At 62.3% G+C, this 20,072-nt stretch carries 24 protein-coding genes and 1 pseudogene; 9 read left to right on the top strand and 16 right to left on the bottom strand.

The features are described from left to right. Nucleotides 1-9: 9 nt before the first annotated feature. Nucleotides 10-846, bottom strand: coding sequence for a universal stress protein (locus JYP46_RS18730; protein WP_206546453.1), 837 nt, complete (start codon nucleotides 844-846; stop codon nucleotides 10-12). Nucleotides 847-942: 96 nt separating this feature from the next. Beyond that, the gene (locus JYP46_RS18725) at nucleotides 943-1,392 is read right to left on the bottom strand and encodes a pyridoxamine 5'-phosphate oxidase family protein (protein ID WP_113157042.1); all 450 of its coding nucleotides are present in this window, start codon (nucleotides 1,390-1,392) and stop codon (nucleotides 943-945) included. Nucleotides 1,393-1,636: 244 nt separating this feature from the next. Between JYP46_RS18725 and JYP46_RS18720 the strand changes: the two genes are divergently transcribed. From JYP46_RS18720 to JYP46_RS18705, 4 genes and pseudogenes are all read left to right on the top strand, one after another. Further along, complete coding sequence (locus JYP46_RS18720) at nucleotides 1,637-2,929, top strand: NAD(P)/FAD-dependent oxidoreductase (RefSeq protein ID WP_206548956.1); 1,293 nt, start codon at nucleotides 1,637-1,639, stop codon at nucleotides 2,927-2,929. Between the two features lie 12 nt (nucleotides 2,930-2,941). After that, the gene (locus tag JYP46_RS18715) at nucleotides 2,942-3,301 is read left to right on the top strand and encodes a DUF5368 domain-containing protein (protein WP_113157044.1); all 360 of its coding nucleotides are present in this window, start codon (nucleotides 2,942-2,944) and stop codon (nucleotides 3,299-3,301) included. 132 nt (nucleotides 3,302-3,433) lie between these two features. Next, nucleotides 3,434-3,568, top strand: a pseudogene (locus JYP46_RS18710) (helix-turn-helix domain-containing protein); the annotation flags it as partial. 289 nt (nucleotides 3,569-3,857) lie between these two features. Then, nucleotides 3,858-4,376: a helix-turn-helix domain-containing protein gene (locus tag JYP46_RS18705; RefSeq protein ID WP_206546455.1), complete on the top strand. Its 519-nt coding sequence runs from the start codon at nucleotides 3,858-3,860 to the stop codon at nucleotides 4,374-4,376. Here the strand turns inward: JYP46_RS18705 and JYP46_RS18700 are convergent. Next, a complete protein-coding gene (locus JYP46_RS18700; protein ID WP_206548955.1) occupies nucleotides 4,338-4,673 on the bottom strand; it encodes a DUF1801 domain-containing protein in 336 nt (111 codons plus the stop codon). The two genes, JYP46_RS18705 and JYP46_RS18700, sit on opposite strands and share 39 nt — an antisense overlap. A 7-nt stretch (nucleotides 4,674-4,680) precedes the next feature. Further along, nucleotides 4,681-5,070 (bottom strand): VOC family protein, encoded by a 390-nt coding sequence (locus tag JYP46_RS18695; protein WP_206546457.1) that lies wholly within the window; start codon nucleotides 5,068-5,070, stop codon nucleotides 4,681-4,683. A gap of 280 nt (nucleotides 5,071-5,350) precedes the next feature. Here JYP46_RS18695 and JYP46_RS18690 point away from each other — a divergent pair, with 280 nt between their 5' ends. Continuing rightward, a complete protein-coding gene (locus tag JYP46_RS18690; RefSeq protein WP_206548954.1) occupies nucleotides 5,351-5,932 on the top strand; it encodes a TetR/AcrR family transcriptional regulator in 582 nt (193 codons plus the stop codon). 6 nt (nucleotides 5,933-5,938) lie between these two features. Then, a complete protein-coding gene (locus JYP46_RS18685; RefSeq protein ID WP_113157048.1) occupies nucleotides 5,939-6,226 on the top strand; it encodes a YciI family protein in 288 nt (95 codons plus the stop codon). 503 nt (nucleotides 6,227-6,729) lie between these two features. Here JYP46_RS18685 and JYP46_RS18680 read toward each other — a convergent pair. From JYP46_RS18680 to JYP46_RS18630, 11 genes are all read right to left on the bottom strand, one after another. Beyond that, entirely contained in the window at nucleotides 6,730-6,969 is a 240-nt protein-coding gene (locus JYP46_RS18680; protein WP_113157161.1) for a YMGG-like glycine zipper-containing protein, read from the bottom strand. 302 nt (nucleotides 6,970-7,271) lie between these two features. Next, nucleotides 7,272-7,739, bottom strand: coding sequence for a VOC family protein (locus tag JYP46_RS18675; protein ID WP_113157049.1), 468 nt, complete (start codon nucleotides 7,737-7,739; stop codon nucleotides 7,272-7,274). Nucleotides 7,740-7,882: 143 nt separating this feature from the next. Beyond that, entirely contained in the window at nucleotides 7,883-8,635 is a 753-nt protein-coding gene (locus tag JYP46_RS18670; RefSeq protein ID WP_113157050.1) for an ABC transporter ATP-binding protein, read from the bottom strand. Beyond that, nucleotides 8,629-9,696: a FecCD family ABC transporter permease gene (locus JYP46_RS18665; RefSeq protein ID WP_206548953.1), complete on the bottom strand. Its 1,068-nt coding sequence runs from the start codon at nucleotides 9,694-9,696 to the stop codon at nucleotides 8,629-8,631. Before JYP46_RS18665 ends, JYP46_RS18670 begins: the two co-directional genes overlap by 7 nt. Further along, a complete protein-coding gene (locus tag JYP46_RS18660) occupies nucleotides 9,693-10,868 on the bottom strand; it encodes an ABC transporter substrate-binding protein (protein ID WP_206548952.1) in 1,176 nt (391 codons plus the stop codon). The genes JYP46_RS18665 and JYP46_RS18660 overlap by 4 nt, the downstream gene beginning before the upstream one ends. Then, nucleotides 10,861-12,081 carry an MFS transporter gene (locus tag JYP46_RS18655; RefSeq protein WP_206548951.1) on the bottom strand — a complete coding sequence of 407 codons (1,221 nt, stop codon included), beginning with the start codon at nucleotides 12,079-12,081 and terminating at the stop codon, nucleotides 10,861-10,863. Before JYP46_RS18655 ends, JYP46_RS18660 begins: the two co-directional genes overlap by 8 nt. Continuing rightward, a complete protein-coding gene (locus tag JYP46_RS18650; protein WP_206548950.1) occupies nucleotides 12,078-13,967 on the bottom strand; it encodes an IucA/IucC family protein in 1,890 nt (629 codons plus the stop codon). The genes JYP46_RS18655 and JYP46_RS18650 overlap by 4 nt, the downstream gene beginning before the upstream one ends. Further along, nucleotides 13,967-15,106, bottom strand: coding sequence for an NAD/NADP octopine/nopaline dehydrogenase family protein (locus JYP46_RS18645; protein ID WP_206548949.1), 1,140 nt, complete (start codon nucleotides 15,104-15,106; stop codon nucleotides 13,967-13,969). The genes JYP46_RS18650 and JYP46_RS18645 overlap by 1 nt, the downstream gene beginning before the upstream one ends. Next, nucleotides 15,103-16,113 carry a cysteine synthase family protein gene (locus tag JYP46_RS18640; RefSeq protein ID WP_206548948.1) on the bottom strand — a complete coding sequence of 337 codons (1,011 nt, stop codon included), beginning with the start codon at nucleotides 16,111-16,113 and terminating at the stop codon, nucleotides 15,103-15,105. The genes JYP46_RS18645 and JYP46_RS18640 overlap by 4 nt, the downstream gene beginning before the upstream one ends. After that, nucleotides 16,046-17,488, bottom strand: coding sequence for a Y4yA family PLP-dependent enzyme (locus JYP46_RS18635; RefSeq protein WP_222474292.1), 1,443 nt, complete (start codon nucleotides 17,486-17,488; stop codon nucleotides 16,046-16,048). Before JYP46_RS18635 ends, JYP46_RS18640 begins: the two co-directional genes overlap by 68 nt. Then, nucleotides 17,485-17,916: a ParB N-terminal domain-containing protein gene (locus JYP46_RS18630; RefSeq protein ID WP_206548947.1), complete on the bottom strand. Its 432-nt coding sequence runs from the start codon at nucleotides 17,914-17,916 to the stop codon at nucleotides 17,485-17,487. The genes JYP46_RS18635 and JYP46_RS18630 overlap by 4 nt, the downstream gene beginning before the upstream one ends. 204 nt (nucleotides 17,917-18,120) lie before the next feature. Here JYP46_RS18630 and JYP46_RS18625 point away from each other — a divergent pair, with 204 nt between their 5' ends. From JYP46_RS18625 to JYP46_RS18615, 3 genes are read left to right on the top strand one after another with little or no spacing between them, the layout of a single operon-like run. Further along, on the top strand, nucleotides 18,121-18,588 hold the full coding sequence (locus tag JYP46_RS18625; protein ID WP_206548946.1) for a group III truncated hemoglobin: 468 nt from the start codon (nucleotides 18,121-18,123) through the stop codon (nucleotides 18,586-18,588). Beyond that, nucleotides 18,581-19,063: a DUF4149 domain-containing protein gene (locus JYP46_RS18620; RefSeq protein ID WP_206548945.1), complete on the top strand. Its 483-nt coding sequence runs from the start codon at nucleotides 18,581-18,583 to the stop codon at nucleotides 19,061-19,063. Before JYP46_RS18625 ends, JYP46_RS18620 begins: the two co-directional genes overlap by 8 nt. Nucleotides 19,064-19,067: 4 nt before the next feature. Next, nucleotides 19,068-19,532 (top strand): RrF2 family transcriptional regulator, encoded by a 465-nt coding sequence (locus JYP46_RS18615; RefSeq protein WP_206548944.1) that lies wholly within the window; start codon nucleotides 19,068-19,070, stop codon nucleotides 19,530-19,532. 39 nt (nucleotides 19,533-19,571) lie between these two features. Here the strand turns inward: JYP46_RS18615 and JYP46_RS18610 are convergent, their stop codons facing one another. Next, nucleotides 19,572-20,036, bottom strand: a complete 465-nt coding sequence (locus tag JYP46_RS18610; protein ID WP_113157058.1) for a pseudoazurin — start codon at nucleotides 20,034-20,036, stop codon at nucleotides 19,572-19,574. Nucleotides 20,037-20,072 lie beyond the last annotated feature (36 nt).

Genomic DNA, 20,072 nt, shown 5'->3' with positions numbered 1-20,072 from the left:
GCCCCGCGCTCAGCGCGCCATGAAGACCGGCACTGCCGGTTCTTCGATCATCGACCGCGTGACGCCGCCGAAAATGCGTTCGCGCAGCCGCGAATGCCCGTAAGCGCCCATGACCACAAGATCGGCCTGCATGTCCTGCGCGCGACGCTGAAGCGTATCGGCGACGCTGCGGCCGGAGCTGGTGACGCGCTCCACGGTCACTTTCGCACCCAGGCGGGCCAGATAAGTCGCGAGGTCCGCGCCCGGTTCTTCGCCATCCGCGCGCTCGCCGGCCTCGGGGTCGATCATCACCACATGGACATTGCCGGCAGCCGCGAGCAGGGGCCTTGCCTCATGCACGGCCCGCGACGCCTCCAGACGGCAATCCCAGGCAATCATGATGTTGCTCGCGACAAGCGCCATGGGCCTGTCGTCCGGGAAGATCATGGCGGGAATCTGGGCATGGAAGAACAGGCCGTTCAGCACCGGGCCGCGCAGATCCTCGTTGTTTCTGAGATCCGCTCCAATGACGGCGAGATCCGCATAGCGCGCCCGGCGGCCGACCACATCGTCCACCACGGTCCGCTCCACGAAAACACTGTCGACATCCGCCGAAACCTGCGCCCTGGCGATGATATCATTGACCTCTTTCACCCGCTGGCTGAGGCGCTCGATATCAGCCTGGCGCTCGACGGCCCAGGTTTCCGAAACGGTGGCGGCATAGGTGCCAACCGGCGGTGGAGCGGCGATGCCGAGCACCTGAACGGCCAGATGAGACTCGTTCTGCTCGCAAAGCGTCAGCGCCTGCTTCAGGTCATTGTCGCCCTGACTGGCAGAGATCACACAGAGTATTGTCTTGTAAGACATCGTCGCTCTCCCAAAACCGTTGAATGCAATCAAGTATGCTCCCTGTCCGGCCCATCCGCCTTGTTCTGGATCAAGGCGGAAGGCTGCGCCATGGCTCTATTCCGCCTCACGGTCGGCCAGCCGGCCCGACATTTCCTCGACCGCAATGCGGAAGAACAGGTGCGGCTGTTTCGTCGTGACGGGAAGAACCGGCTTCAGGCCGCCAGGCAGCCACCAGTTTTCGTGCTGGCTCAGCAATTGCCACGCCTGCTCACGCTGCTTCTTGTGGCCGATCTCGTTTGGCAGTTCCTCGAAACGGCCATTGACGACCACGCTGCGCCAGCCCTTCTCGTCCTTCTCCTCAATCAGCATCGAAACACGCGGATTGGCGCGCATGAAATCGATCTTGCGACCGGGAAGCGAGAAGGCATAAAGGCTGCCCTGCGCATGCACATAGTGGATCGTCGCCAGATAGGGCTCGCCATCCCGGGCGCAGGCAAGCCGGCCAAGCCGGTTGCGATCCAGCACCGCGACGCATTCTTCTTCTGTCAGGGAGCGAATGATCATCGAGCCTGTTTCCTGCTGCTGCCATTGCCTCTGACCTTCAGCCGAAACCGACTGAAAGTCGTTGATGCAGATCAAGGGCATTCCATTCCTGTCGACAGGATGCGAGATCTGCGCGTCGACAGTATTGCATCACCCCGCTTGATCTTAATCAAGGAAAATAGCCGTCTATTGTCTTATCCATCATAATGAATGTGGCTCCGGATGAAGTATCCCGCAGGCCACGACAAGCAGGGAGGCTCTGACCTTGAACAGACGCCAGTTCATCACTCTTTCCGCCGCCGGCGCCCTTCTTGGCGCATCCGCCCACACCGCGCCGGCCCAGACCGTGAAAACATCCGCTTCCATCGTGATCATCGGCGCAGGGGCCGCCGGCACATCGCTCGCCAACCGCCTGGTGCGCAGGCTTGATGGCGCGAAGATCACCATCGTCGATCCAAGCGAGCGGCATCTTTATCAGCCGGGGCTCTCCCTCGTTGCAGCCGGGCTGAAACCGGCAGATTACGTCGTCTCCTCGACGGCGCACTGGCTGCCGGACGGCATCGACTGGATTGCCGAGGCCGCCACGGAAATCGACCCGGAAGCCCGCACGGTCACGACCAGCGGCGGCCAGACGGTTCGCTATGATTTCCTCGTTGTGGCACCGGGCCTGGTTCTGGATCACGACGCCATCGAGGGGTTCTCGCTCGACATGGTCGGCGAAAACGGCATCGGCGCGCTTTATGCGGGACCGGACCATGCCGCGCGGACCTGGGCCGCGGCCTCGAAATTCACCGAGGAGGGCGGTGTCGGCGTGTTCACACGGCCCGCCACCGAAATGAAATGCGCGGGCGCGCCGCTCAAGCACACCTTCCTCATCGACGACATTGCCAGAACCAACGGCAATGCCGGCAAGACGGAGATCATCTACGCCAACAATTCGCAGGCGCTATTCGGTGTGCCCATCGTGGCCGAGAAGGTGCGCATGCTGTTTCAGGATCGCGGCATCGCGCCGGCGCTCTCGCATGTGCTGAAGCGTGTGGACGCCGGCCGCCGGATCGCCACCTTCGACACGCCGGAGGGCGAGAAGGAGCTTGGTTACGACTATCTCCACGTGATCCCGCCGCAGCGCGCGCCCGATGTGGTGCGCCAGTCGGGCCTTTCCTGGGCGGACAAATGGACCGATCAGGGCTGGGTCGAGGTGGACATGCAGACGCTACGCCACCTGCGCTATCCCGATGTTTTCGCGCTGGGCGATGTGGCCGGCGTGCCCAAGGGAAAGACCGCAGCCAGCGTGAAATGGCAGGTGCCGGTGGTAGAAGATCATCTGGTGGCGGCCATTGCGGGGAGCGAAGGCACGGCAAGCTACAATGGTTACACCTCATGCCCGATGATCACCCGCGTAGGCCGGGCGATGCTGGTCGAGTTCGACTATCAGAACAATCTCGTTCCATCCTTCCCGGGCATCATCGCGCCGCTGGAAGAATTATGGATCAGCTGGCTGATGAAGGAGCTGGCGCTCAAGCCGACCTACAACGCGATGCTGCGCGGCGAAGCCTGAGAGGACAGGATCATGAAAGACCTTACATTTGGCACGATGATCGCGGTGTTCGAAGAAATGTTCGGACGCGGTCTGTTCTGGTTTCTGGTTGTGGCGGCCGTGGTGATCACGCTGGCCTATATCTATGTGCTGATCCGCGACCGCTCGGTTTCCATGAAGAAGTTCCTGTGGGCGCAGCTTTCCATGCCGTTCGGCGCGGTGGCGGCGGTGGCGCTGGTGCTGTGGGTGACGAAATCCAGCCTGTCGGATCTCGGCGGGCCGATAGATGTGATCATCTTCCTCGGCATCGCGGCGCTGGGCGCGGTGGGACTTTCGATCCTCGTCTACACCGCCGGTTCACTCATCGCACCGCCGGAGCGCTCGGAGGGTTAGATTGGTTCCATAATGTATGTTATGCGATCATTTGATATAGCAGGGTGAGTCCTATCTTGAAGTGCGACTTGCGACTTGCGACTTGCGACTTGCGACTTGCAGGAGATAACAATGACTTATCTCTCGCCCCCCATGAAACGCACCTACTCACAGATTGGCGTGGATGAACGCCGCAAGATTGCCCGCTGGCGGATAGCCGGCATTAGCGTTGACCACAACGCCGCGAAACTCGACCGGCATCGTTCAACGATTTTCCGCGAGGTCAAATAGCGGGCATTCGTGACAAAGCCACCTGCCAGCAGCCCCCAATGACTGTCATGCGGACGAGCCAGCCGTTGCTTCGCTCTGGATCAACGGCAGCTATTCGTTTACTTTGACTGTCATGCCCGCATTGACCCAAGCTACCTCCCCCTGCGTTCATCGCTGGACCTACGCAGTCGGGGCCAACGAAGTCTCGGTGGTTCTTCCAGATGGTTGTGTCGATCTGCTTGTCTTGTCCTGCGGCAGGGCGGGAAGCGAGGTTCTTCTAGTCACTGACTGGGACTTCGCGCCAAGGTTGGTCAGGCTCGACGCAGGAACCTGCCTGACTGGATATCGGCTGCGGCCTGGCACCACGCTAGACCTTGCCGAATTCGAGATCGCGGACCGTGACGTGTCGAACCTTGATACAGAGATCGAAGCCCTCACGCGGCATGACCAAGAGATTTCGGAAATCATCGATGCCCTTTGCTTGCCGGGCAACAGCGTTCATCGCCTGGCCCGGCAACAGGGCGTATCGGAAAGAACCCTGCAACGTCGGTTCAGGCACCTGTCGCTTCCAACCCCGGCCTTCTGGCGTCAGCTGGGTCGGGCCCGGCGGGCGGTTCAGGCCCTGCCATGTCGTGTTCCGCTTGCCGAGATCGCGGCGCACTACGGCTATAGCGACCAGGCCCACATGACGCGAGAGTTCGTGCGGTGGTTCGGCTGGACGCCCGTCCAACTCCGCCGGAACCCTGCTGCGATTGCCGATCTGGCGCAACCCGGGCTTGGCAACTGGTCATTGGAAATCGGCTTGGAGATCGCGGGCCTGACGTAGGAAATGCCCGCATCGCTTGTCCACGATGTCGGCGAGGCTGGCGAGCTTGATGTGACGCCGGTGCTTTCCGCCGCCTTCTAGCACCTTTTCCGGATCAGCCAGCTGCGCGCCGTTGGTGAACTCTAGGGAAACGTGGTCCTTGTAGGCGAAAATCCCGCAGAACTGCGATTTGGGCTGCCCGGGAACGCTCTCGACCATGGTTCCCCCATATTTCGCGACAAAGGCCGCCTCCGGCTCGACCGTTGCGACAACAGCTTTCAACTGAGCGACAATTTTGGCTTTCTCTGACTCCTCCATCATGGCCTCAACCCGGCAACTGTACTGCTGTGCAGATTTCGATCAGATACCCATTCGGGTCCGCCACGTATGACGTTGTCTGCCCCCATGGTTCATCGCGCGCGTCCTGAATGAGCGTGGCCCCCGCGTCGAGCGCCCTTTGCAGGGTGCCAGCCACATCCTCCGTCTCGAATGCTATCTCGAACGTCGGGGCGTCCGGTCTCGGCAGCGCCGGGTCCTTGTCCAACTGACGCATGAGGGTTCTTGAGGAGAAAGCCAGTTTGGTTTCCCCTGTTAGCAACTCGCCGTAATCGCCGCTTTCGTGAAGGAAGCCGCGTTCGAACCCAAAAGCCTTTACGAAGAAGTCGAGCGACGACGAGACGTCATCCACGTAGAGAATCGTGTAGCGAAAGATCATGTGAGGTGTCTCCAACAATGCGACCACAACGATAGGCCGCGATGGGACGGCGGTCTTGAAGAAAGCCGACATTCAGCGGCTGCGCAGCATCACGCACTCCGGGCTCCAACCCGCCATTTTGACAGCAGCCATTCGGATTGCTGGTGTACGGCCCCGGCGACCGCTCTGAGCCCATGCTACCGAATGCTGCGCGATGCATGACAGCCGCTTTCGGAGTTCGCGCTTGACAGATTAGGACGCTCGTCCTAATCTTGACTACAGCGACTCTTCAGGGGCCTCCATGTCACGATCAGCCACTCGCAAACGTATCGAAGAAAAGGCCGATGCGCTGTTCTACGAAGCAGGTTTCGAGGCGACATCCTTTGCGGACATTGCGGGAGCGGTCGGCATCTCCCGCGGCAATTTCTACCACCACTTCAAATCCAAGGACGATATTCTCGACGCGGTCATTGACCGTCGCCTGGCAGCAACACAGACACTGCTCGAGTCCTGGGAAACGGATGCCGCACCGAAAGACCGAATACGGTCTTTCATCCGTATCCTCATCACCAATCGGACCAAGATCATGGCATTCGGATGCCCGGTCGGGACGCTAACGACCGAGTTGGCCAAGCTGGATCACATCGCAGAATCGCGCGCCGCAGAGATTTTCGGCCTGTTTCGCGACTGGCTTGCGGATCAGTTCAGCGCGCTCGGGCATAAGGACGATGCCGATGCTCTGGCGTTGCATGTTCTCGCCCGCTCGCAAGGCATCGCAGTGATGGTCTCCGCCCTCAAGGATGAGGCATTCCTCAGGGCGGAAGTCTCCGCGCTGGAGGCGTGGCTTGACCGACTTCCCGTTCAAACCTCAACGAAAGACTAGACAACAGTGTTCATCATCTATCTCCGCTTCTCCGAAAACAAATCAGCCGCCTCGGATTTCATGCCGGCCCACAACGAATGGATCGCTCAGGGTTTCGGCGACGGCATCTTTCAATGTGTGGGCTCTCTGACACCGGAAGGCGGCGGCGCGATTCTGGCGACAGGAGAAAGCCGCGAAGAGATCGAGAGGCGTATCAATACCGATCCGTTCGTAGAGCACAATGTCGTCATTGCCGAGATCACCGAAGTCGACGTCAAGAAGACAACACCCGCGCTTGACTTCTTGAAAGCCTGAACGATGCCAAAGCTCTTCACATGAGCCGATGGTGAACCACGCTGTAGCTGGTCAGGTGCGGCGCCGGAGTTCCTCGACTATTACGACAAGGAATGGGGTTCTCCGGTTGCCGTCTACGCTGGGAACGCCAGCGTAGACGGCAACCGCCAGTACTCATGGGATGACAGAGATGGAGCCGCCACCTGTCCTTCTCCAGAAGGAGACGATCAGGCTGTCAAAGTAAAAGCCAGAGGACTATGGATAGAAGAAATGGTGCGAAGCCAGCAGGGATCAGCCTGCGGTGAGAAAACGGCAACGCCGAACATCCCCGCAGAAGATCACGAAAATGAAGCGCGTCAATTCATAACTGTCTAAGGCCCCGCGAAAGCGTCACCGGCCCGAGCAATGCAGCTCCCTGGGCACGAACGATTGTCAATGCCTCAGGGATTGCGGCGCGTCCGGCAGAAAATCCTGTCGGACGTCTAATTCCGCCACTTGAAAATCCTGCACATTCGGATCGGGAACTACTTACGGCACCGGGCCCTGTAGATCCGACCGTCGCGACCGCGATATTCGCAATATCCGTTGCGAAGGTTTCGAACGAGAAGCCCGCCCAACGCCCCTGCGCCGGCGCCAATAAGCGCTCCTCGACCACCGTCGGCCAATCCGCCGACAACAGCACCTGCTGTGGCTCCCACGCCAACGTCCCGCTCTGTGGTGGTGCAGCCAGCTATGGCAAAGGCGGCTGCTGCAACGACAAGCATATTCCGAACCATCGTGTACCTCACAAAAATCCACCCATTGGCACCCTAAAAGGCTACACTTGTTGCAATCTTCAAACAAGCGGCTCCGTCTCACCATCGATTTCAAGAGGATGCAGGCAGGCGCTGGAACGTTGGTTTTCGGCGAGCCAATTCGCGTAAGGAGCCATGCTAGCGTGGAGTTCTCCGGCTCATGACAGACTTCCGGTTCCTCAGGGACGAACTATACAACTCCGTAACAAGCATGCAGCCGCCGGCGTTTCACTCTCCGCCATCGCTCTGGCTTCACTACTCCCATCACACACCTACTCCCCGTGCCAGCCCTCAATGGACCAGCCTGTCAGGTTCTGAACCTCCTCGCGGGAAACGGATCGGACAGGCTGGATGAATGTCCAGACATGTCCCTCGGGATCGCGTGCGCGATAGGTGCGGTCGCCGTAGATCTGGTCTTCCGGCTCCTGCAAAATCTCTGCGCCGGCCTGTCGGGCGTGCTCGCAATGATCGTCGAGCGCGCCCTTGAGCTTGATGTAGAGAGCCTGCGTGTTCTTCGCGCCCACCGAGGCCGGGCTGGCGACATGGGAAGACCATTCGGAATCGACGATGATACAGGCATCCCCGATGCGCATTTCGGAGTGAACGAGTTCACCGTCCCTGTCCCGCACCACGGTATGACGCTCAAAACCGAATGCCCGTTCGAGCCAGTCCAGCGCGGCGGTCGGATCGCGGTAGAAGACGCCCGCCCCCAGCGTGGCGCGCCTGAATGGGTCCTGCATGTTGCCGCTCCCGAAATCGGCCGAGATGTGCGCAGGCGCCGATCAGGCAAGCCATGATGCACTCAGCCACAAGAGTTGAAGATTGCAGCCGGTTCGAAGCATTTCCGGGCGGGTCGCGCAAGACTGAACGTCGAATGGCTCCCTCAGATCGCCTCATCCACGATGAGATGCGGTTCACCCCGTGAGCAGGGCTCGACGCGGGCGCGCACGCGGAAGCTGGTGGCGAGGTTGTCGGGGGTCAGCACATTGGCCGCCGGCCCAAAAGCATGAAGCGTTCCGTTTGACAGGATCGCCACCTCGTCGGCGAATTTCAGCGCCAGGTTGAGGTCGTGCAGCGCGATCAGGACGAGCATGTCCTTTTCGCGCGCCAGCCCGCGCACACAGCTCAGGGCTTCCAGCTGGCGGTTCATGTCGAGCGCGCTGGTCGGCTCGTCCAGAAGCAGCACCTGCGGATCGCGCACGAGGCACTGGGCAAGCCCGACAAGCTGGCGCTGCCCGCCACTCAGTTCCGACAGCACCTCGTCGGCGAGATGGTCGATGCCAAGCGTTTGAAGCGTCTGGTCGACCGCCATCAGGTCACCGTTTCGCAGCCGCCAGCCGCTCACCTGCTTGCGGGCCAGCAGAACGGCCTCGAAGACGGTCAGAACCGCACTGCCGCTCTGGTCCTGCGGCATGTAGGCGATGGCCCGGGCGGGATCGCGCACATTTCTGATGCTGAAGGAGCCCGGCCCCGGCAGAAGGGCGGCGATGCGGCGGAAGAGGGTCGACTTGCCCGCCGCGTTGGGGCCGACAATGGCAACCACCTTGCCGCCGTCGCAGGGCGGCAGCGTGATGTCGCGCAGCACATCACGCGACCCGAAGCGAACACCCAGGCGATCCGTGCTCAAAACTACCATATCTCTCTCCCGTTCTTGAGGATCAGATAGAGGAAGACCGGCAGGCCAACGGCCGCGGTCACGATGCCGATGGGCAGCACGACGCCGGGCACAGCGACCTTTGCCAGGATCGAACTCAGCGACATGATCAGCGCGCCGGTCAGCGCGCTTGCCGGCAGGAGAAAACGCTGGTCCTCGCCCACCATCATGCGCGCGATATGCGGGCCAACGAGCCCGACGAAGCCGATCGTGCCCACAAAGGCCACCGGAATGGCCGAGAGAAGCGACACGAGGATCAGCGTTTCAAGCCGCAGGCGGCGCACCGGTATGCCGAAGCTGGCCGCCCTCGCCTCGCCCAGCCGCAGCGCGGAAAGCTGCCAGCGGCGGCGCAGGAAGATCGGCAGCGTGATGGCCACAGCGAGCGCGGTCATGAAGAATTTCGGCCATGTGGCCTTGGCGAGGCTCCCCATGGTCCAGAACACGATGGCAGCAACCGCCTCCTGATTGGCGAAATACTGGGTGATGGCCAGCGCGGTGTTGAAGCTGAAGACAAGCGCGATGCCGAACAGAACGATGGTCTGGATGGACGCCCCGCGCCTGATGCTCGCCATGTGGATGAGACAGGCCGTCGCCATGGCGACCACGAAAGCGTTGACCGCAACCACATATTCGCCCGCTGCCGGAATGAGGGCGACACCGAAAGCGATGGCCAGCGCCGCGCCGAAGCTCGCGCCGGCTGAAATGCCCAGCGTGAAGGGGCTCGCCAGCGGGTTGTTCAAAATGGTCTGCATCTGCGCCCCGCCAATGGCGAGCGCCATGCCCACGACAATGGCCATTAAGGCGGCCGGCGTGCGGATGGACCAGACGATGACACGCATCTGCGCATCGGCCTCGGCCGGCGCGATCAGCGTGCGCGCCACATCCCAAAGGCCATAGCTTGCCGGCCCTGTTGCGATGTCGCCGATCAGCGCCAGAACGAGAGCGATGGAGAGAGCGGCGAGAACGAGCTTTCGCCGCAGGGTCAGCGCCTGATAGGAGGTGCGCCCCGAAAGGGGCGCTGTTTCACTGCGAATGCCGGTCATGACGGATTGTCGGACAGGCTCACGGCGTAGCCCGGCAGATAGTCTACGGGCAGGAAGCGGCGGTGATATTCCGCAAATGTCTCGTCCGGGTCCAGATCGGCAAAGAGCTCGGGATGGAACCATTTCGCCATCTGCTGCACGGCCACGAAATCATAGGGGCTGTTGTAGAACTGGTGCCAGATGCCGTGGAAATTCTGCTTTTCCTGCGCCTCGGTGCCGGCATAGGCGTTGCGCGTCGTGTACCAGTCCAGCTTTTCGCGCGCGTTTTCGGTGTCTTCGCCCGGACCGACCGGTATCCAGCGCCCGCCGGGAACATAGGCTTCCCAGTCCGCGCTGGTAACGACCACATGATCCGGGTTGGAGACGATCACCTGTTCCGGGTTGAGCTGGCCGAAGGTGGCGGGCAGGAAATCGCTGCCGATATTGTGGCCGCCGGCGAGCTCGGCATATTTGCCAAAATTCTCCGGCCCGAATGTGAGGCAGCATTCCTCCGAATAGCCGCCGATGCGCTCAATGAACACGTTCGGTCGTTCAGGCCTCTGCGCGGCGATGACATCGGTCACCTCGGCCATTGCCTTGCGCCGAAAGGCGACGATTTCCTCCGCCCTGTCCTCGCGGCCCATGATCTTGCCGAGAAGGCGGATTGTCGGATCGGTGTTTTCGAGCGGCATGTGCCGGAAGTCCACATAGAGAACCGGAATATCGAGCGCGGCGAGCTTCTCGACATATTCGGCGTCCTCATTGGCGCGCATGGCCTCGAGGTTGAGCAGAACCACATCGGGCTTCTGGATGATGGCCGACTCGATATCGATCAGACTGTCTTCCTGCCCCTTGAACGTGGTGAGGTCCGCAAGCTCGGGAAACGCCATCAGATACTGCGCATAGGTGGCAGGGTCCGCCTCAATCAAGTCGTTGCGCCAGGCGACGATGCGCGAAAGCGGGTTTTCCGGGGCGAGCGATGCAATGAGGTAAAGCTGTCTGCCCTCGCCCAGCAAGATCCGCTGAACGGGCGCCTGAACGGTGACCTCGCGGCCTGCAATATCGGTCACGACAAGCGGTGCCTGCGCCTGAGCCGCCGGCTTGTCATTGGCAAGAGCCAACCCTGATGGCACGGTCAGGGTCAGCAGAACTGCCATGGCGATGGAGCCAAGCAGGGTTCGTCTTTCAGTCATTTGAAATCTCCTGTTTGTTTGAGTGTCGCTCCCTCAGCCATGTGCCGAGCGCAATGCAGGTGGAGAGGGCGTAGAGGGATGAGACGAGTGGGAACGCGGCTTCCAGTCCCAGGAGCCGCGTTGCGATGACGCCGGCGGTGATGCCGATCACGGATGCGCCCTGCTGCCAGCTTTGCGCGAGGCCAAGCGCCCGCCCCTGCCGGTCGCCCGGCGTGGCTGCCGAGACAAGCGAGAGCAGAACGGGCGTGGTGCCGCCCAGAAGCACACCCCAGAGGAAATAGAGCATGGTGAATGTCGCAACGGAGCTGGTGGCCCCAGCGAGATGCGTGACGAGCAGGCACGCAGTCGAGATCAGCACGCTCCAGCCCAGCACAAAGGCGTTGGGCCGCTCTTCGAGGAACCGCGCCCACAGCGGCGCGGCAAGCACGAAACCGAGAGCGAGCAGGCCGTAGCTGAAGCCGGCAACCCAGTGGGCCGCGCCGAAAACCTGCGTCATGTAGAGCGCGAACGGAACCTGAAGCACCATGCGGCTGGCAATGAGCGTGCCCATCAAAACAAAGAGCGCGGTGACAGGCGCCTCGGCCGGCCGCGCCTGCACCCTGCACGCGCCCACGGCGGGCGCTTCGCCCTGCGGTGTCGGCAGGCTTAGCCAGGCGACAAGGGCGCAGAGGGCGCAGACCGCGCCGGCGGTGAGGTTGATCACGGCAAAGGGGTAGGCATCGAGGATCAGTCCGCCCAGAAACGCGCCGCCAAGCGAGCCCACATTGGTGGCCACCTGGAGCCAGGCGAACAGGCTTGTGCGGTCCCTGCCCCCGGTGACCTGAACCCCATAGGCCTGCGCCGGGGCGATATAGCCCGCGCATCCCCCCTGCAGAAAGCGCAGGGCCATGATGGTCCACACATCGGTTGCGAAGGCCACCAGCAATTGCGTGACGGCCAGCCCCGCAAGCGCGCGCACCATCATCAACCGGTTGCCGTAGCGGTCACCCATCCACCCCCAGAAAGCGCTGGTCAGCGACATGCCGAGCATGGGAAGCACGTAGACGCCGATGCCGGCAAGGGCGAAGGCGTTTTCAGAAGCGCTCAGCGCCTCGATGTGCAGCGGCCAGAACGGCCCGCTCATCTCCATCGCGCCCATGGAAACGAATTGCAGCGCAAAGAGCAGAACAAAGACCGGCCCGAAGCCGCGAATGACCGTTGCCGTGAGCGTCATTGCGCCTCCGCCAGCGGGTTGGGCAGCGTGTGCTCGGCGCGGTAGTCGCGGTATCGCTCCAGATGCATGCGCAGAACGGAGCGCGTCGGCCAGGGCTCTTCAAGGAACGCCGCACGCTCCCGCTGCCAGAAGGCGTCGCTCAGCATGCGCGGGCGCAGCGCGTCGAAAACGCTTTCCGCTTCTTCTCTGAGAATGCGCCACAGGCCTGTGTCGCGGAGCTCATAGTGATCGGTGAGGGTGAGCGCGATCTCGTGCAGATGGCAGACGAAGCAGGCATCGATGAGGAAGGACCGCACCGGGCCGATATCCTCGTCGAACGTGGTGGGTAGAATGCCCTCCCGCACAAAGGGTTTCAGCCGGAAGCCACGTTCCTCGAAAAGCGGTGCGAAGCTGCGGCCATCGCCGAAATCGCGGATCAGCAGTTTTCGTGGCCTGCCCGCCGCATCGAACAGGATGGTGCTGTTCTGCTGATGCGCCTCGAAGGCAATGCCATAGAGCAGATACATGGTGAGCACGGGCTCGATGATGGTGCGTGCATAGGAGCGGAAGAAGGCTTCCACCGCCGCATCGCCCTCGCCGCCCTCGTCTCCCCGGGCGATCAGCTCGCAGATGAGAGGCCGGCCATCGAGCGGGCTTTCGGCAAGAAGGGCGGCAACGGCGACCGCGATCTGACCGTCGGCAAGCTTCAGCACATCGGTGTTGCGATAGACAACCGAGAGAAAGCGGCCGGGATGCTCATCGCCCGTTTCGGGATCGCGGAGGATCGCGCCCAGCTCCTCGGTGAAAATGTCGAGCCTGTCGGTTAGCGCCTCCCCTTCGCGCATCAGGATATCGCGGATCATCGTGCTGAGGCGCGGCCCCATATGGATGGACTTGGCCTGCAGGGTGCGCTGCTCGCTGGTCATCCAGATCGCGACCGGCAATTTGATGAAGGGGCGCGGGGTTTGCGTCTCCGGCAGCATGGTGCGGAACGACATGGAAGGCAGCGTCACCAAGTCGGGGCCTTCCGGGTCGAGCACGCCACGGGCGATCTCGTCTGCAAATTCGTGGCGCACGAAATGCGTCAGATGCCAGGCATGGATCGGCAGCGGTATCCACTCCGTTACCACCTGGCCGCACGCCTCCAACCGGTGCGACCAGTCCCGCCAGCAATCGGGGAAATTCTGCGCGAACCAGTCGGAATAATCGGCCACATGAGGCATTCTCTCGACATGGGCCCAGTCCCTGCGCAGCGCGGCAATACGCACCGGCACCCGCGCGCCGAACTCGGGCGAGAACGCTTCCACGTCTTCTGCCGAGAGGCCCGGGCGCGCCTTCCACGTTGGATAGAAGGGGTGCCCTTCAAGCGCGCCCCATTGATCGAGGAACATCGCCGCCAGATGGGGCGGCAGGGTCTCCTGCAGATAGGCAAGGAGGCCGGGGGCCTTCCCATCATCGATCCGGCGTCGCAGCCCCGCGCTCCAATCCGCGCGGTAGCGACGCGCCAGAATGTCGTTTGCCATGCTGTTTTCGATGTCGCGCAGGAGATGTGTGATGCCATTGGCCGCGGGCGACATGGCAAGGCTCGGGGCAATCGCCCGCACCAGCGTGACGGGGTGCTCGATGCGGGCGCGAACGCCTGCCGCATCGACAAGCTCCATCGGTCCGAAATTGCGCAGTGTGCCGGCGGGCGCACGACGCAGATCAGCGAAATGGAGAACCCGGCGCGATGGCCAGAGCGGAAGTTCCGCCTCATTTCTGTCCCCGGCCCATTGCAGGGCCGCCGGATCGAGCAGGCCTTCGGCGAACAGGCAGCGGATGAGCCTTCGCAGTGCGTTCTGCACTGCGTTTTCCCGCAAAGGCGCTTCATCGAGACTGGCGGCGGTGTAAAGGCGAATGTCATCCATCACGCAGCCTCCGGCCAGTTGCGGGGCACATAGGCCGGCGCGGCATCGGCCAACCCGCCGTGATAATCACAGGCCCAGCGATAGGTTTTCGCGATGTTGGGAACCGCCACGCCGAGCCGTTTCGCCATCTCCACCAGCAGGGCCTGCCCGAAACCGATGTCCTCGTGGAAGGCGCGGCTTTCGCGGTCGATCACCAGCCCCTGCCCCTGCGGATCAGGCGTCATGGGGGCTTTGATACCGGCATAGGCGCGGTTCGTGCGCAGGAGCGAATAGAGGCTTCGGGCATCCCCGATCTGGTCGCCATAGGCTTCGATCAATTCCTGCCGGAGCGGCTTGACGCTGCTGAGATCGATGCCGAGCTTCGCCTCTGCCGCATGGCGGATCGCCTGATTTTCCGCATCACACGCCTCAAGGAGATCCGCGCCCTTTTGCGGGCAATCGCTCCACCAGCAGACGGGTGCGTCGAACGCTCTGCCCTGCCATGGCCCGTCCGGGCCGATCAGGCCATAGAGCACGGCGGGGTGCATGAGTGCATTGCCGGGGGTGAGCGTGATTTCCAGATAGTCGCGCAGCATCGTCACCGGGGCCGCAAACAGCGTGGCAAGCATGCCAGCCAGTTCCGCACCGTGGGCGTCATCCTCGCGGCGGTGAAGCGCTGCATAAAGCTGCGCCTTTGCGCCGCCCATGCGCACGCGCTTTCCAGGCGTCAGGTCGAACGCCGTGTGGGGCACATCCTTCATGCCCCAGATCACGACATTGTCGTGTCCAGCCAGAATCTCGGCGGCCAGCCAGTCGAACCCGCAAAAGCCGGGGATCGCGCCGAGAAAGACGCGCCTCTCCTGCGGGAGGTGTGGCGCAAGCTGTTCAAGAAGCCCGGCGCGCGCCTGTGCGGGCTGGGTCACCACGACGAGATCCGTCTGCGAGAGCGCCCGTTCGGCATCCACGCCCACATAGTCTGGCCGCGCCGAGAGCACACCGCCGTCAGCGGTGTGCGCCTCCCACTGGCTCTCGCCAGAGGCCCAAAGTTCAGCCAGTTCGGCGTTCCGGGTGAAGACGGAAACGCTGACATTCGGCTGCTGCCTGAAAAGCACTGCGTTGAGATGTCCGGTGCGGCCCGCGCCGCAGATCGTGACCTTCATGCCGCGCACGCCATGCCGGAGAGCCAGAACTCGAGCTGCTCGCCAATCGCGGGGTCGAGCAGGTTGCGTTTGTGCATCCAGTCATCATCGAAGATGGAGCCCAGATATTTCTCGCCGCCATCGGCCACCACGGTAACAACCGTGCCCGAAAGATGGCCGGACGCGATGAATTCCAGCGCCTTGTAGATGGTTCCGCCCGTGGAGCCCCCGACCAGAAGACCATGATGGCGGGCGACATGGCGCGCGGTTTCAAACGCCTGCGTGTCGGTAACCTGCACGCCTTCATCGATGCAGGTGTAATCGAGCACTTTGCCCACTTCGTCGCCGGCCGGTGTTCCCGTGCCAGACTGATAATAGGCATGCCCCGGCTTGCCGAAAACGATGGAGCCCGCCGGCTCCACCGCGATCGTGCGAATCCGCGGATTGTGCCGCTTCAGACGCCGGGCGATGCCGGTCATGGAGCCGCCGGTACCGACACAGCCCACAAAGGCGTCGATCCCTCTGGGAAACTGAACGAGCAATTCATCGACAAAGCCGGCATAGCCATCCGGGTTCGCCGGGTTGTCGGACTGGTTCATGAAGAGCGCGCCGGGTAGCTGCGCACCGAGCTGTGCGGCAAGCCGCTGCCGCTCCACCACCGCAACCTCGTCTTCGCGAAAATCGCCTTCGACAAAGCGGATCTCCGCGCCGAGCGCCCGCATGGTGCGGATCTTGTCGGGTGCGGCGTGGTGGTCAACCACGGCGATAAAGCGCAGACCGAACTCCTGTGCGGCAAGCGCCAGGCCTATGCCGGTATTGCCGGAAGAGGATTCAACAATCGTCCCGCCGGGGGAAAGCCTTCCGTCTTCAAGTGCGGCAATGACCATGCTGCGCGCCATGCGGTCTTTCATCGAACCGCCTGGATTGTTCTTCTCGATTTTGAGTGCCAGCGTAGCGTCGCTATTCGGCACAGGGATCGTCATGACCGGCGTATAACCGATCAACTGGCCAATGGTGCTGCAAAGCATGTGCGCCTCTCGTCAGTGTGTCAGGAACAAGAGCTGGCTGCCCATTTGAGTCCTGAACCACGCAAAGGCGGCCCGGCATCGGGTGGCGATGAAATTCGTTTTCGAGGAGGTCCATCTGGTAGCCGCCGGTGTTGGCGCAGACCAGAATGTCTCCGGCGCGTGGAGCAACCGGAAAGGTGAGCCAACGGTTGCACAGCACGTCTTCATCCAGGCAGCTGTGGCCTGCGATGTAGGCACGAACGGGCCTGAGTAAGCGTGCGGAGCGACCCGTCGGCAAAAGGACCGGATCGACCAGAAATTCGGACGAAAACCAAGTCTCGCAGGCGCTGAAACTGCTGCCTTCGACAAAGATCACATGGTCTCCGGCCGTGAGCGCCTTGACCCGCAGTATCCGAAAGAGCGTCAGCGCCGTCTGATCGGCGAGTGCACGCCCCGGCTCCAGCCCGAGCGTCAGCGCTTCGCGCTTCAGATAGTCCGCAACGCTGAGGCCATCGCCCATGGGAGCGTCGAGCAAATGGCGCAGCCAGTCGGCGGCGGAAAGCGCGCCCCCATAGGGATAGAACGCGGATGGCACTCTTCCGGTTCGATAATCGTCAGGCCTCTGCGCCTGCAAATGCACGCGATAGGCGTGCGGATCGACATATTGCGCCGGCAATCCGCCGCCAATGTCGATCATGCGCGGGGCGAACCCCATGGCGCGGGCTTCAGCGATCAGCGGAGCGGCTTCACGCAATGCTTCTGCGCGCTCTTCCCAGGCATAACCACTTATATGAAAGTGCAGCCCATCGAAGCGCAGTCTCTTTTCGGCGGCAATGCGCGCAAGGCAGGCGCGCAGGCGCGGTGCGGGCATGCCGAAACGGCTCTTTTCATGACCGGCAGGCTGCAGGCGCAAAAGCACCGGCTGCACGCACTCCCGGTCTGGAAGGCGGGCGATCAGATCATCGAGTTCTTCCGGTGAATCGACCGAAATCAGGGCCTGACAATCGATCAGGGCTTCGTGAAACGCCCGGGATTTTGCCGGTCCCGTTGCCACGAGCTTTCCCCCATCGGCTCCGAGATGCAGGGCGTCCTGAAGCTCATAGAGGCTCGACACGTCAATCCCGGCACCGGCTTTCAATGCCGTGGCCATGAGGCCCGGTGATTTGTTGACCTTGGCGCCATAATAGACCGCATGGGCGACGCGACACTGCGCGAAAACCGCCTCCATCGCGGCAAGGTTCTTCGCCAGCTGTCCGGGCCAGATCAGGTTGAGCGGGGAGCCGTGCCGGTCGATCCACTCCATTAGAAGCGTGCTTTCTTCGGCCAGAACTCTTGCGATTTCCGGGCTTAAGACGGGGGAGAGCCCGGCATTGGGCTTGTGGCCATGAAACGTCACGGGCGCGCCTCGGGCGCTGACCTGAAGAAACGCGGCGCGATGCCCGGGTGACGCAAATGGCCAAGCGGCAGCGCGCAGTCGGGCAGTTCCTCTACGAATACATGCCGCGTGGTCTTGCTCTGGAATTTGCGGCCGCTGCGCGCCATCGCGAAGATGCGCGCTGGCGTTATCGTCATGCCCGGCCGCCTGCTCTCCACCTTCACGTCGCAATAGTCGCGCAACACAACCGGAACGACGGCAAGACGCAGGCGCTGGGCGACGGCGAGACGATGATGGCCATCCATCACGAACAGGGCGTTCCTCTCGACCGCGATGGGCACGGTCCAGAAGCCATGGCGCAAAATAGCGTCCTGAAGCCCGGCAACCCGGTCGGGGTCGACGTCTTCGGTCGGTATCAGGCTTTCTGGCGAAAGGAGACGATACTGCATCACGAGTGATCCGCTGTTTTCGTTCCCAATCATCATTAATATGAGTATCTTTGTCAAGATTAAATGAGAGGCGCTGCACAACCCATGGCTGAGACCGCCGCCCCCTCGCCTGCCAGGCAGATCGGCGCTGCGACATCGCGTCTGTTGAGTGGACGCGCCTTCATGATAAAAGTGGCATCAAATATATCACTTTAGGAGCATGCCATGAGCGATGCATTGTCGGCGCGCCCAAGGCCGCAGCCTGACGAGGCCCTGAAAGACCCGGCGGTGGACCGCGCTTTCATCGGCCGTCTGGTGCGGGAATTCTATCGCCGTGTTCGCAGCGATGCGCGTCTCGGCCCGATTTTCGCCGGAGAGATCAAGGACGACTGGGAACCGCATCTGGAAAAGATGACGGACTTCTGGTGCGCCGTGATCCTGAAGGATGGCAGCTATCACGGCCGACCCGTGCCTGCGCATGTGAAGCTCACCACCGTCGAGGAATCCGACTTCGACATCTGGCTCGGCATCTTCCGGCAGACGGTTGCAGATCTGTGCGCGCCGGGCACCGCGGCGGTCTTCGTCGAGCGGGCCGAGCGCATTGCAAGGAGCCTGCGGCTGGCCATGTTCTTCCGCCTGCCTGCGGCGCTCGGACCGGATGCGGCGCGTGCGAGGAGTGCGGGCAATGCGTGAGAACGAAACCAGCCCCGCAGCGCTCGCCGCCTATGGCTTCATCGCCCTCATCTGGCTGGGCATGGTGTGCGGCGTTTCCTTTTTGGCCACACCGGTGAAATTTCAGGCGGGCTCGATGTCGCTGCCTGTCGCGCTGGAGATCGGCAATGTCACCTTCGCAGCCTTTTCGCGCGTTGAATGGGCGCTGGCCGTCCTGCTGATGATGGCGACGGTGTTCGTTTATCGGCGACGCGTGCTTCTTCTGGCGACGGCGCTTCTGGTGGTGATCCTCGCTGTGCAATCCTTCTGGCTTCTGCCCGTGCTTGACACGCGCATGGCGGCCGTTATTGCCGGTTCGCCGCTGCCGGCCTCCATGCACCACTTCATCTACGCTTCCGGCGAGGGCCTTAAAGCGCTCCTCCTGCTTGGCGCATCGCTCTGCGCCCTGTTCGGTCTGGTGCGCTCCCACAGGGTTTCCGGCGCAGCGCAGGGGTGACGCCATGCGTATGACGCAGCAGACGGATTATGCGCTCAGGATGCTGATTTATCTGGCGCTGCGGGGCGATGCCGGTTGCACGGTGAGCGAGGTGGCGAATGCCTATGATCTGTCGCGCAACCATCTGTTGAAAGTCGCGCGTCGGCTTTCGCAGATGGGTGTGGTGACCACGGAGCGCGGCCGCTCCGGTGGCATCGCGCTGGCGCGTGCGCCGGAGGAAATCACCCTTGGTGCGGTCGTGCGGGAGATGGAGGAAAGTTTCGCGCTGGTCGCCTGCATGGGCGGTGGCGAGACGCGCTGCGCACTGAACCCGGCCTGTCGCCTGAGGGGCGTCGTGGCCGAAGCGCTGGATGCATATCTGGCGGTGTTCGACCGCTATTCGCTTGCCGATCTCGTGGCCGAGCGTTCCGCACTTGCCGGGCTTCTGGGCCTTGCGCTGGAGCCTCCCGCGGCCCCGGCCCTGAATTAAAGCCGGGCAGGAAACCCGCCCGGCATAGCCCTGCCCGGATCAGTTGGCGGCGAGTTTTTCCGGCAGCGCTTCAAACAGTTCGGCAAAGTGCTTCTTCGCCTTTCCGGGGTGCTTGACCTTCGCCGCAGCGTCGGCATTTCCCGGCTCGCCGACCACCACCAGGGCGACCATCCCCATGCCGTAATGCGGGGTGCATTTGACGCCGTAAATGCCTTCTTCCGTCAGCGTCACCGAGAAATCCTTGCTGACCTTGCTGCGGAATGTTTCGGCGCCCTCAGGAACCATGCCCTTGATGGTCTCGGCATTGTGGCCGGGATCGACCGAGACGAAATTGATCGTGTCGCCGGGCTGCGCGCGAACGAAATCCGGCTCGAAAACCATCACGCCCTTCTCGCCCTTGTTGAGCATCCTGATCTCAAACTCGGCGGCGAAGCCGGGCGTTGCGACGATGCCAAGGGCAAGGCCGGCAACAAGTGCCACGGCGGCGGTTTTGATCGCTTTCATGAATGGTCTCCTGGGTTCGGCTTCGAACGCTTGATA

This window comes from Nitratireductor aquimarinus (genome assembly GCF_017255295.1).
GTDB lineage: Bacteria > Pseudomonadota > Alphaproteobacteria > Rhizobiales > Rhizobiaceae > Nitratireductor > Nitratireductor aquimarinus.
This window is presented reverse-complemented; position numbering and strand designations above follow the sequence as displayed.

What these genes read in the sequence shown, in the direction of transcription:
- JYP46_RS18715 (WP_113157044.1), top strand. Translation starts at nt 2,942, where the DNA reads ATGAAAGACCTTACATTTGGCACGATGATCGCGGTGTTCGAAGAAATG.
- JYP46_RS18620 (WP_206548945.1), top strand. Translation starts at nt 18,581, where the DNA reads ATGCGTGAGAACGAAACCAGCCCCGCAGCGCTCGCCGCCTATGGCTTC.
- JYP46_RS18645 (WP_206548949.1), bottom strand. Translation starts at nt 15,106, where the DNA reads ATGAAGGTCACGATCTGCGGCGCGGGCCGCACCGGACATCTCAACGCA.
- JYP46_RS18655 (WP_206548951.1), bottom strand. Translation starts at nt 12,081, where the DNA reads ATGACGCTCACGGCAACGGTCATTCGCGGCTTCGGGCCGGTCTTTGTT.
- JYP46_RS18690 (WP_206548954.1), top strand. Translation starts at nt 5,351, where the DNA reads ATGTCACGATCAGCCACTCGCAAACGTATCGAAGAAAAGGCCGATGCG.
- JYP46_RS18615 (WP_206548944.1), top strand. Translation starts at nt 19,068, where the DNA reads ATGCGTATGACGCAGCAGACGGATTATGCGCTCAGGATGCTGATTTAT.
- JYP46_RS18650 (WP_206548950.1), bottom strand. Translation starts at nt 13,967, where the DNA reads ATGGATGACATTCGCCTTTACACCGCCGCCAGTCTCGATGAAGCGCCT.
- JYP46_RS18610 (WP_113157058.1), bottom strand. Translation starts at nt 20,036, where the DNA reads ATGAAAGCGATCAAAACCGCCGCCGTGGCACTTGTTGCCGGCCTTGCC.
- JYP46_RS18725 (WP_113157042.1), bottom strand. Translation starts at nt 1,392, where the DNA reads ATGATCATTCGCTCCCTGACAGAAGAAGAATGCGTCGCGGTGCTGGAT.
- JYP46_RS18625 (WP_206548946.1), top strand. Translation starts at nt 18,121, where the DNA reads ATGAGCGATGCATTGTCGGCGCGCCCAAGGCCGCAGCCTGACGAGGCC.
- JYP46_RS18665 (WP_206548953.1), bottom strand. Translation starts at nt 9,696, where the DNA reads ATGACCGGCATTCGCAGTGAAACAGCGCCCCTTTCGGGGCGCACCTCC.
- JYP46_RS18695 (WP_206546457.1), bottom strand. Translation starts at nt 5,070, where the DNA reads ATGATCTTTCGCTACACGATTCTCTACGTGGATGACGTCTCGTCGTCG.
- JYP46_RS18730 (WP_206546453.1), bottom strand. Translation starts at nt 846, where the DNA reads ATGTCTTACAAGACAATACTCTGTGTGATCTCTGCCAGTCAGGGCGAC.
- JYP46_RS18700 (WP_206548955.1), bottom strand. Translation starts at nt 4,673, where the DNA reads ATGGAGGAGTCAGAGAAAGCCAAAATTGTCGCTCAGTTGAAAGCTGTT.
- JYP46_RS18630 (WP_206548947.1), bottom strand. Translation starts at nt 17,916, where the DNA reads ATGCAGTATCGTCTCCTTTCGCCAGAAAGCCTGATACCGACCGAAGAC.
- JYP46_RS18640 (WP_206548948.1), bottom strand. Translation starts at nt 16,113, where the DNA reads ATGCTTTGCAGCACCATTGGCCAGTTGATCGGTTATACGCCGGTCATG.
- JYP46_RS18680 (WP_113157161.1), bottom strand. Translation starts at nt 6,969, where the DNA reads ATGCTTGTCGTTGCAGCAGCCGCCTTTGCCATAGCTGGCTGCACCACC.
- JYP46_RS18675 (WP_113157049.1), bottom strand. Translation starts at nt 7,739, where the DNA reads ATGCAGGACCCATTCAGGCGCGCCACGCTGGGGGCGGGCGTCTTCTAC.
- JYP46_RS18660 (WP_206548952.1), bottom strand. Translation starts at nt 10,868, where the DNA reads ATGACTGAAAGACGAACCCTGCTTGGCTCCATCGCCATGGCAGTTCTG.
- JYP46_RS18670 (WP_113157050.1), bottom strand. Translation starts at nt 8,635, where the DNA reads ATGGTAGTTTTGAGCACGGATCGCCTGGGTGTTCGCTTCGGGTCGCGT.